Origin of the sequence: Corynebacterium sp. EPI-003-04-2554_SCH2473622 (genome assembly GCF_001665955.1) — a bacterium.
Classification (GTDB): domain Bacteria; phylum Actinomycetota; class Actinomycetes; order Mycobacteriales; family Mycobacteriaceae; genus Corynebacterium; species Corynebacterium pseudodiphtheriticum.
In genome coordinates, this window is record NZ_LZMN01000034.1 from 1 (window position 1) to 10,840 (window position 10,840).

8 protein-coding genes and 1 tRNA gene are annotated in these 10,840 nt (G+C 55.4%); 3 read left to right on the forward strand and 6 right to left on the reverse strand.

Annotated features, from left to right (window positions below; translation table 11 throughout):
- On the forward strand, positions 1 to 2,976 hold a 2,976-nt coding region (topA, locus tag A5774_RS02590; protein ID WP_064833235.1), incomplete at its 5' end, for a type I DNA topoisomerase.
- Positions 2,977 to 2,979: 3 nt separating this feature from the next.
- Here topA and A5774_RS02595 read toward each other — a convergent pair.
- Entirely contained in the window at positions 2,980 to 4,329 is a 1,350-nt protein-coding gene (locus A5774_RS02595) for a DUF418 domain-containing protein (protein WP_082936072.1), read from the reverse strand.
- A 100-nt stretch (positions 4,330 to 4,429) separates the two neighbouring features.
- Positions 4,430 to 5,956 (reverse strand): adenylate/guanylate cyclase domain-containing protein, encoded by a 1,527-nt coding sequence (locus A5774_RS02600; RefSeq protein WP_021352807.1) that lies wholly within the window; start codon positions 5,954 to 5,956, stop codon positions 4,430 to 4,432.
- 43 nt (positions 5,957 to 5,999) lie between these two features.
- Here A5774_RS02600 and A5774_RS02605 point away from each other — a divergent pair, with 43 nt between their 5' ends.
- Complete coding sequence (locus A5774_RS02605; RefSeq protein WP_231892321.1) at positions 6,000 to 7,385, forward strand: DNA polymerase III subunit delta'; 1,386 nt, start codon at positions 6,000 to 6,002, stop codon at positions 7,383 to 7,385.
- Positions 7,386 to 7,526: 141 nt separating this feature from the next.
- Positions 7,527 to 7,602: transfer RNA gene (locus A5774_RS02610), tRNA-Thr, on the forward strand.
- A gap of 208 nt (positions 7,603 to 7,810) precedes the next feature.
- Here A5774_RS02610 and A5774_RS11460 read toward each other — a convergent pair.
- The 4 genes from A5774_RS11460 to A5774_RS02630 form a co-directional block, all read right to left on the reverse strand.
- Positions 7,811 to 8,416, reverse strand: coding sequence for a winged helix-turn-helix domain-containing protein (locus A5774_RS11460; protein WP_152514617.1), 606 nt, complete (start codon positions 8,414 to 8,416; stop codon positions 7,811 to 7,813).
- Positions 8,355 to 8,645 carry an ATP-binding protein gene (locus A5774_RS02620; protein ID WP_064833236.1) on the reverse strand — a complete coding sequence of 97 codons (291 nt, stop codon included), beginning with the start codon at positions 8,643 to 8,645 and terminating at the stop codon, positions 8,355 to 8,357. Before A5774_RS02620 ends, A5774_RS11460 begins: the two co-directional genes overlap by 62 nt.
- Before the next feature lie 104 nt (positions 8,646 to 8,749).
- Positions 8,750 to 9,145, reverse strand: coding sequence for a hypothetical protein (locus tag A5774_RS02625; protein ID WP_064833237.1), 396 nt, complete (start codon positions 9,143 to 9,145; stop codon positions 8,750 to 8,752).
- 378 nt (positions 9,146 to 9,523) lie between these two features.
- On the reverse strand, positions 9,524 to 10,840 hold a 1,317-nt coding region (locus A5774_RS02630; protein WP_064833238.1), incomplete at its 5' end, for an AMP-binding protein.

The following is a 10,840-nucleotide window of genomic DNA, read 5'->3' on the forward strand; positions in this document are numbered from 1 at the left end:
AAAGCAAAAAAGATCCAACCCTACTTAGGTAACGACTACCTGGTCGAAGCCTCCGTGGGGCACATTCGTGATCTGCCACGCGGAGCCGCTGATGTTCCCGCGAAATACAAGAAAGAGCCGTGGGCGCGTTTGGGTGTCGACACGGACAATGGCTTTGGTGCGTTGTACGTGGTCAGTCCGGATAAGAAGAAAAAAGTTACGGACTTAAGAGCTAAGCTCAAGGATTGCTCCGAGCTTTATCTGGCAACGGACCCGGACCGTGAAGGTGAAGCTATCGCGTGGCATCTGTTAGAAGTGCTGAAGCCAAAAGTGCCGGTACGCCGGATGGTCTTCAACGAGATCACCAAATCCGCCATCCTGGAGGCCGCGAGCAATACCCGCGAGCTTGACGAAGACCTCATCGATGCACAAGAAACCCGCCGTATCCTGGACCGCCTGTACGGCTACGAAGTTTCGCCGGTGCTGTGGAAAAAGGTCATGCCGCGGCTGTCGGCAGGCCGTGTGCAATCCGTGGCCACACGCGTGATCGTTGAGCGCGAGCGCGAGCGCATGGCGTTTGTTTCTGCTGATTATTGGGACCTCTCGGCTACCCTGAACACAGGTGCGGCAGACTCTGCGGAAAATCCGGCGTCCTTCCCGGCACGCTTGGCTACCGTCGACGGGCTACGAGTGGCGCAGGGGCGCGATTTCGATGATCGTGGACGGCTGAAAGGTTCGGCCACCATCGTCGACAAGCAACAGGCCAACCGGCTTGCCGACGGCCTGCAGCAAGCAAAACTCACCGTCACCGCCGTTGAACACAAGCCGTATACTCGCCGTCCGTATGCGCCGTTTATGACTTCGACGCTGCAGCAAGAAGCAGGACGCAAGTTGCACTACAGCTCTGAACGGACCATGCGTATCGCGCAGCGGCTCTACGAAAACGGCCACATCACGTATATGCGTACGGATTCGACTTCGCTGTCACAGCAGGGGCTGTTCGCCGCCCGCAATCAGGCGACCGAGTTGTACGGCAGTGATTTCGTTTCTGAGGCACCACGCCGTTACGACCGGAAGGTGAAAAATTCGCAGGAGGCCCACGAGGCGATTCGTCCAGCAGGCGAGTCATTCGCGACTCCGGGTGCGTTGCACAATCAACTGGATACCGAAGAATTTAAGCTTTATGAGTTGATCTGGAAACGCACGATTGCCTCACAGATGGCCGACGCCAAAGGGACGTCGATGAAAGTCACCATGGCTGGATCTGCCAGCACCGGTGAACAGACCGAATTCCAGGCCAACGGGCGCACCATCACCTTCCCAGGGTTCCTGCGGGCCTACGACGATGATTCTGCTGACAGCAGCGAAAAACGCTTGCCGCAGCTGGACAAGGGCGACGAGCTGTCCGTCGATAAGGTTAGCGCAGAAGGCCACTCTACGAACCCACCGGCACGCTACACAGAAGCCTCGCTGGTGAAAAAGATGGAAGAACAAGGCATTGGCCGTCCGTCAACGTATGCCTCGATCATCAAAACCATCAAAGACCGTGGCTACGTGCACGCCCGCGGTAATGCGCTGGTGCCGTCGTGGGTGGCATTCGCGGTGGTTGGTTTGCTGGAAAACAACTTCGCTCCGCTGGTGGACTACGATTTCACTTCTTCGATGGAAGACGAACTCGACCAGATCGCTACCGGTGAGCAAGACCGCACCGAGTGGCTGACCGGCTTCTATTTCGGAAATGAGGTTAATAGCGAAGACGACAATAACACCGCGGAATCGATTGCTCGACATGGTGGCTTGAAATCACTGATCGACGTCAACCTGGAAAAGATTGATGCGCGTGAAGTTAACTCGTTGCATCTTTTCGACGACGAGGACGGCCGTGCAGTCGTCGTACGTGTGGGGCGGTATGGCCCGTATCTGGAACGCCGTATCGGAACGGATGCCGATGGTGAGCCGGAATATCAGCGTGCGAATTTGTCTGAATCAACGACCCCGGACGAGCTGAACCTGCAGATGGCAGAAAAGCTATTCGCCACCCCACAGGGCGGCCGTGAGCTGGGTGAAAACCCGGACAATGGCCGGATGATTGTGGCTAAGGAAGGCCGGTTTGGCCCGTATGTCACCGAGCAAGTGCGTGACGACGAGCAAGAAAAGGCTGCCGCTGAGGCAGAAGAGATCATTCGTGAAGAACGTGCTGCTGAGGACGCCCAACGCAAAGAAGAGGGCAAACGTGCGAAAAACTGGGACACCAAGACTGCAGAGAAACAAAAAGAAAAGCGCATTACCGAATTGGTGGAAGCAAAGCTGAAACCAGCCACGGCCTCATTGTTCCAGTCGATGGAGCCGGCCTCAGTCACCTTGGAAGAAGCGCTGCGCTTGTTGTCGCTGCCGCGCGAAGTGGGCGTGGATCCAGCTGATGGCGAGATGATTACCGCGCAAAACGGCCGTTATGGCCCTTACCTGAAGAAGGGCTCGGATTCGCGCTCGTTGGCTGATGAAGAACAGATTTTCTCTATTGATTTGGATGAGGCGCGCCGAATCTATGCTGAGCCAAAACGTCGCGGGCGTGCTGCTGCGCAACCACCGTTGAAGAAGCTTGGCGATAACGACGTTTCTGGAAAACCAATGACGGTGAAAGACGGCCGTTTTGGTCCGTACGTCACTGATGGCGAGACCAATGCCTCGCTACGGAAGGGCGATAAGCCGGAAGCGATGACAGATGCGCGGGCAAATGAGCTGCTTTCTGAGCGCCGCGCCAAAGAAGCCGCTGGTGAGGTGGGCAAGAAGACCACCAAGAAGGCTGCGAAAAAGACTGCTGCGAAAAAGACTGCTGCGAAAAAGACTACAGCCAAGAAAACGACGGTAAAGAAAACCACCAAGAAAGCTGTGAAAAAGACGGCGAAAAAGACCGTCAAGAAAACGGCTAAAAAGACCGCGAAAAAGCCTTCACCAGGAACGAAAAATGTGGTGAAGGCGGGTTCGCGGCGGAGCTAAGCGCTACGGGCTCGGAGTTTCAGCTGCTAAGCGTGCGCGCTTTTGCCGTTGAGACTCCAAGCGCGGGCGTGAACCAGGGCCGTAGCCGAGACGGCGGTGGATAGTTTCTAGCGGGCCATTCCACCCGAATGCTTCCCACAGCCACGCCCACAATAGCGTGGCCAACCACACCAAGAATGCAAGAACTGTCAGCCCAGTTACCGTTTGGCCTTCTGCCAAGTTCAGTGTGAACGGCAACACCAGGATCACGAAAAATACTGACTGGGCGACATAGCCCGACATGGAACGCTTCCCCAGCGCGATAAATGGCCGTAACAAGAATGGCACGCGCTGGGTTTCTGCATACTGTTTTTGCACACCATTACAGCCCAACGCGATAGCAGCAAGGATGCCCGGGCCGGTAAAAATCCCCAGAAAAACGTTTGCTGTCATCAGTGGATTGGCCAGCTCATGGTTAATGATCCCTAGTTCCGCCAGGCCCCACGGCAAGCCGATGCCGAGGCATATCAGAGCAGCGATAATGGCCCAGATTACGAGTTCTTTTCGGTGTGCATCTACGTCGGCAAGCACACCACGGCGCGCCCATATGAAGCCCAACAAAATCACTGGCAGTAGCGTGAAGGCGACAAAAAAGGCTTCCAAGGGGGCAAAGACAGCTAGAAAAAAGTTCCCGAATATGTATTCCAAGTAGTTACTGGTCGGCTCGGAGGCCTCCCCGACTGCAAAATTGGAAGGGCCTGCTACGTTGACCAGCGTAGAACCCATGCTGGCCAGCGCAATACCGATACCAGTCAAGGCATTGAGCGCAAAGAGAACCACAATAATCCAGCCCAGGGTCTTATTACGCAATGACAGCATGGTGGCGACGATCATCCCCATGACGCCGTAGGAGAACATGATGTCGCCGAAAAACAAGAAAATGATGTGCAGGAAGCCGAAGACGGCTAGGAAAAAGTAGCGGCGAGCGATGACCTGGCGGGCTCGAGAAAGTGGGAAGGATTTGTTCCACAGACTGATGGCGATCAAACCGATGCCGAATCCGAGCAGTGTGGAAAACATTGGTAGGCCGCGCACGTGCACGAACATGGCAGAAAAAAGCGTGACGACGGTATCGAGTAGTGAACCGTCGGCATAGCCGCCGAAATAGGAAGACTCGATGTTCTCCGCGTGTGAACTCGAGGTCTCTAGCGTCCACGCAGTTTGTATGTTTGCCAGCGCGATGCCTAGCAGTGCGATACCACGGGCGAAATCGGGGGCGATCATGCGCGGGGCAGGCGATGGTGGGTTCTGCGGTGCCGGGTTTTCCGGCGGTGGGGTGCTTGTTTGCGGGTGTGGTGCAGGCTGATTCTGCATAAAGGCTCCCAGCGTGGGTACTTCAGAGTTGAGTGTTTCGGCGCCATCCAAGCGCTAAAGGCAGGTTAGCAAAACCACAACATCGACAAGTGCGACGCCGCTAGGAACGATCCGCCAACGTCGCACGTACAGGACGAGCCAATTGCGTCATCTCGCCTCGCCCGCGCAGCTCGATGGATTTCAAGAATGTCCAGCGGGATTGTTCTACTTCGTTGGCTCCGCGCAGGGTGACGGCGTTGGTCAGGATTTGCCCGGGGGTGTCTTTAGCGAGTTCGGTCAGGCGCGCAGCCTGGTTTACGGCGTCGCCGATGACGGTATATTCGAAGCGATCTGATCCTCCGATATGACCAGCGACGACGTGCCCGGCGGCCACGCCGATCCCAGCGTGCAGTGCCAGGCCTTTCAGCTCTTCTCGTAGCTCGCGCGCCGCCTGCAGTGCGAGTGAATTTGCATCAGTGAGCTGGAGCGGTGCACCGAATACAGCGAGTGCAGCATCGCCCTGGAATTTGTTGATGATGCCCCGGTTACGATGGACACATTCGACAACGCGCTCGAAAAATTGGTTGAGCTCATCGACGACTTCTTCCGGGGTGTGAGTGACGGCAAACGTCGTCGAGCCAATCACGTCGACGAACAGGACTGCAACCTCGCGATCTTCGCCACCCAACTCGGGGCGTTCCTCTAAGGCTTTGGTTGCGACTTCCGTGCCCACATAGCGGCCAAATATGTCCCGCACACGTTCACGTTCTCGCAGGCCCTTCATCATTTCGTTAAAACCGGCCTGCAGAACGCCCATTTCGGAGCCGTCGTAAATATCGACGGCCACGTTGGATTCACCGCGGCGTACACGGTTGATGGCCTCCTGGAGCTCCTTAATCGGGTCAATTACGCTCATCATCGCAAACATGGTCCCGGTCAGGCCTGTGACGATGCCGGTGACTGCCATGAGCAGTACCGGAGGAATCAAATCAGCGGCGTTATCGGTGAAATAATTAGCTTGGTGTGCGAATAAGAGCAGCACGATGCCTAGGATTGGCACGCCGGTGGTCATGACCCAAGTGGTCAATAGCCGCACCTTAATGGGTGGTTCCAGAGTGGAGTCTTCAAAGCGCCTAGCCAGAGCTTCGGCCGCAACTGGGCGCACCAGCCGCTCTGCTTGCAGGTAGGTGATCAGGATGGTGATCATGCCCGTTAGGGAGGTTGCAACTGCGACGACGAGCCCTAGGCGGGCAGCGTAGTTTCCGGTCAGGATCGTGGCGACTAAGATGCCGATGATCCAGACGAACGCCGCCACCCCGGCTTGGTAAACCGGTATGCGCATAACGAGGTACCGCACCATGTTTCGGTCATGTTCCTCGGGGTTGCGTTGCCAGTCCAGAACCGGGCGGAACAATAGGTAGGTGGCGCCCATGCCGACGAATACCGCGAAGACGAGGTAGGCTACGCCGACTGAGAGTAAATTGGGCACTTCGTCGGTGAAGTCCATGATTTCCGGCATTGGCAGGAAGAACCGCACGAATAGCATGATCGCGACGGCGCCGGTGATGTTTGCCCCTAGAACTGCGGTAGCAAACAGTGGCCATGAGGTGCCCCACAGCCATTTGATGCCACGCAGAAATCTGTTCATAACTTACTACAATAACTGTCGACTGCCCGGCTAGACTAGTGGCGTGAGTTATACGCGAGCTGCCACGGCAACCGACGACACACCTGCAACCGCAACACCAGCACCATCTGCCACAACTGGCGCCGATTCTGCACCTTCGGTCACTATCGCGGACCGCTTGCGGGACCACCCCCGGGTGCAAGAGACCATCATGGCTGCCGCTCGGGCAGCAGCACGGACACGGTCGCGGTCAGGTGTCGACAGTGGCGCAGTGCTTGCCGACGGGGCTGCAGCTGGTGCGTCAACTCAACCCCAATCCCAAACCCAGATCGAGACCCGAGCTCAAGCACATGCGATGTCACATGCCTGGTTGTTCACTGGTCCGCCGGGGGCGGGCCGTTCCACCACGGCGTTGAACTTTGCCGCGGCTCTGCTCTGCGAAACCTCGGGAGCATATGGTTGTGGGGAATGCCAGGCGTGCCGGACTGCAATGACTGGCAAACATACGGATGTTGTGCATGTCGTGCCGCAAGAGTTGTCGATCGGAGTGGATTTCGTACGCGAGAAAGTCGTGGCTTCTGCTGCTAAGCGGCCCACGGTTGGTGCCTGGCGTGTGGTGATTTTCGAAGACGCGGACCGGCTGACCGACGGTGCCGCCAATGCACTGCTGAAAACCATCGAGGAACCGCCCGCGCACACCGTGATCATTCTGTGCGCGCCGTCGACCGACCCGGAGGATTTCCCGCAGACGCTGCGTTCCCGTTGCCGACACTTGTATGTGCCTGCACTTCCAGTGGAGACGATTGTGCAGATGCTTGTCGACGAAGGCGCGAGCGAAAATCATGCCCGATTGGCAGCGCATACTTCGTTGCGCCATGTTGGCCGCGCCCGCAAGTTGGTCAACACCCCGGCGATCCAGCAGCGGCGTGCGCAAGCCATCAACCTCGCGGAAGCAATTTTCCACGAATCTGGGGGCTTCCAGGCCGTCGGGCAGCTGGTCAAAGCTGTAGAAAAAGAAGCGAAAGAGAGCTATGCCGAGGCAGATGAGGCGGAAAAAGAACGCCTGCGCAACGCCTTAGGTATGGGGGCGAAAGGCAAGGGTACGCAGAAATCTGTTTCTGGTGGTGCTGGTGACTTGCGCGAGTTGGAAAAGCAGCAGAAAAAGCGACAGACTAGGCGTTTGCGGGATGTATTGGATCTGGCCTTGGTTGATCTGGCTGGGATCTACCGGGACGCGCTGATGGTGAAACTGGGCGCAGAAGTTGATCTGACGCACCCGGATTTCCAGCCGCTGGCCTCGGAACTGGCTGAGCATTTGGATGAAGCGGGGCTGGTGGAATGCCAGGATGCCATTAGCCATTACCGCGAGCTGCTGGGGTTCAATGTTTCACCACAGATTGCTTTCGACGGCCTGGTAGGCCGGTTGCGCTGCGCATACCGGGTGCACTAACTGTTACAGCCTCGCTGGTGTAGCGGTGTTAGTCCTGCTGTTTTTCATTGACGGCGATTATCGGCTAGAATGCCAGTGTTGCTGTGATTGTGCAGGAAGCCCGCTATGCGGGAATCTTTCACGATACCGAACAAGCAACGTGCCATCTTAGCTCAGTCGGTAGAGCAGCTCCCTCGTAAAGAGCAGGTCAAGGGTTCGATTCCCTTAGATGGCTCCACTATTTAAACTCTTATTCTTTTGCGATCCTTTGTGATTTTGTTGATCCGTGTGCCATGGGGGATTGGCACAGCGACATTAGTTTTCACCCTTTTCAGCCGAAGCGCGGCCATTGACGACAAGGTGAACGCTGGAACAAAAAGGCGCAATATTGATCAAATCTTCAAGCAGGCTGCATCTCGTAATTCATTTTATGGGGCACAGCTTGGTTATCCTTTGGTGGATCGATTTATACGATAACGCGTAGAGCGCTGCCCTTGTCGTCCTTCCATCACCACGATTCCGGTTGTTTGTAGTTGTTTGAGTGCATACCGAATTTGGCCAGGACTGAGTCCTGGTATTGCCTCTACCAGCTCGGGAAACCTCATGGGTGCCTGGTTTAGCTGAGCGATGATAGCTGCGGTATTGGTTCCGTGCACTGATGAAAAATCTGACATTTTACGCTGCTTCGTACCTTTATCCCGTGGTGTCTCGTGTGAAGTATCCCGCGGACGAAGTACCCCGTCTTGGTAATAAGCTAGCTTGAGTGAGCTTAGTTCTGTGAGCAGATCATCTGCTTCGGACTGCCCGAGTGGGGCAAATTGCTTCCGTATTTGTCCTATTGACCAAGTCGCACCTTGCTCTAATGAAAGCAGTACTTCCATTTGAATAAGTGAGAGTTCTTGCTTGTGCGCGAGTTTTTGCGCGTGCTGGCGTTGTTCCGCGGATAATCGAGACTGTCTACGGAAAATTACTTTGAATTGTGCGCCGTTATCAAAAATGTGGACGAGTGAGATTGCTACCTCGGCAAGCTCGCAAGATTTCGGCGATGCCACCACCTTCGCCTTCGATCACCGAGCTGCCGTCTGAAGTCTTGACGTGTCGCATGAGGTCATACAAACGCTGGTTGACGGCAGATTTTGCCAGGTCTGAGCCCGTTAATTGTTCGATGCTGAGGCCATGAAGCCCGCCTGGGTTGGTGACGATGAGACGTTCACGAGTTAATCGAATTTCTACGCTTTTACCACCACCTAACGAGGCAGCGCTGAGATCGCGGTGAACCAACGCATTGGCTATCGTTTCTCTTATTGCGCGCAGTGGAAATTCGCTCCGTTTTTCATATGTCCACTGGTTTGATATTCGTCGATGGTGTCTGCATTGCGCGCTACTCACGCAACTGCATCTTCCAAAAGATCTGGAACAGCACCCTCAAAAGTTTCGATATTACGGTTTCGTGGTCCACCAAATCCTTCTGGCATTCGCACTGCGGCTGTAACTCGTAAAGCCGGCTCAGCCGCTTGTGTGAAAAATCCGAGCCCATACAGGCCAGAAACACTTAATGTGTCGTCGGGAAGAATAACTTTCAGGGTACGTAGCAAATCCGTATCATTAACTACCTGGGATAAACGCCGAGAATACTGGCGAACTTCTGCCATATATCGCGCAGTTAATTCACTATTCAAATCAGCGCGAGTAGTGCCAGGTACCGATTCAGAATCTGTTTCGTGGCTTCTTGCTGCTATGAGTGATGCATTCCGGATAAGCTGCAAATCGTTCGCGTTCATTTCATAATCGCCATCGCTTTGCCTCAGATATGCTTTGCCACAGCCTTGATTATTTTTGCTGGTTCATTTATTCCAGTGACACTGAAGTTTGAGTCTTCATCGACACCGAGCAGCACCGTCCCATTTCACACTGTAAAGGGTGCAGTCACAGTGTAAAGCGACAGTGCAAGACTGGCTTACACTGTAAAACGCACATTGTAAAACATGCTCTGAAAGTTGCAGTCTGAAAATTACACTGTGGATCCGCAGTGTGGGCTAGGTAAGGGACTGCGGCCGTGATGGCAGGGCCCGCTTATAGCAAGCAGTAATCTCTAGCTAGCAGAGTTGGCCAGCAAGCCCCAGCACCGGCGGCGCCCTGTTACTAGCAGTGAGTGGGTTTTAAGCCGACAGCTTGCGGGGGATTACCTTGCCGGTCGCGTTACGTGGCAATTCATCGACGAAGTGCACGTCGCGCGGTACAGAATGCTCCGCTAAACGGGTGCGCACCCATTCGCGGACATCGTCGGCAGAAATTTCCGGCCCGTCTGGATCTTTCACGATCCAGGCTGCGATGCGGCTAAACGTCTCGTCGTCGTCCACGCCCTTGGCGTAGTGATCGGCAATACCCGGCATCGTGTCCAGTACGTTATCCACCGATGAGGGGTAGACGTTTTCGCCACCAACGATGATCATTTCGTCGGCACGACCCAGAACGTGCAGCATGCCGTTGCTGTCGATATAGCCGAGGTCTCCGATGGACTGCAGCATGCCGACGCGATCGAGTTTGTGTTTCGGGTTGGTATAACCCACCATCGTCGTCGCATTGCGCAAGTAGACTTTGCCGACTTTTCCGCGTGGAACTTCCTTGCCGTTGGCATCCAAGATTTTCAACAGAGTGCCGTTGGCAACGGATCCACCGATCGTGGGATTTTTTGCGACTTGTTGTGCGGTTGCAGCACTGGCCAAGGTGAGTTCTGTGGAACCGTAAATATTGGCCAGGATGGGGCCGAAGCGCTCGATGGTATCCGCTGCCACCTGGGGAGTTAGCGCGTGGCCGGAAGAAGCGATGACGTTGAGCGAAGAAGCGTCATAATCCCAGGTGTTGTCGAGAGCAACCATCGATTTATAAAACACGGGTGAGGAAATCAGCACTTCACAGCGGTGTTCCTGGATGTCGCGCAAACAAGCCTCAGGGTCGAAAACCCGGCGAGTAACGACTGTAGAACGCAGCGCAAAGGCGATATTGAGCATCGCCCAGCCCCAGGTGTGGAAGATCGAGGCAGTCATCTGCACGTTTTGTCCGGCTTCCCAAGGGATGGCATCCAGGATCGTCGTCAAAACCGTGGGCAGCTTTGGTTCCGGGCGGGCAATGCCCTTAGGTACTCCGGTAGTGCCGGACGACATGAGCACGATATTGCCGTGCTTGGGAAAGCGTGGCAGTTTCACATCGGTGCGGCTGCGAACGATCTCAGATAATACTGGGTGCTTGCCGGTTTCCTCACCACCTTCGTGGGCGATGACGACGTGTAGGCCGTCTGCGGCAGTGGAACCAGCTGCTGGCAGCCGATCCGCAAATTCACTGTCGATGACAAGCACATTGATGTCATTTTCTTCGATGCACCCGGCAAGCTGTTCTGGCGAGGAACCGATATTGAGCAAAAATAGCGTCGCGCCCGCGTACCCCTTGGAGATCAATGGGGTGACGATACCGCGACC

Excerpts from the sequence above, each read along its gene's own strand:
- A5774_RS02595 (WP_082936072.1), bottom strand. The coding sequence starts at position 4,329 with ATGCAGAATCAGCCTGCACCACACCCGCAAACAAGCACCCCACCGCCG.
- A5774_RS02600 (WP_021352807.1), bottom strand. The coding sequence starts at position 5,956 with ATGAACAGATTTCTGCGTGGCATCAAATGGCTGTGGGGCACCTCATGG.
- A5774_RS02625 (WP_064833237.1), bottom strand. The coding sequence starts at position 9,145 with ATGAACGCGAACGATTTGCAGCTTATCCGGAATGCATCACTCATAGCA.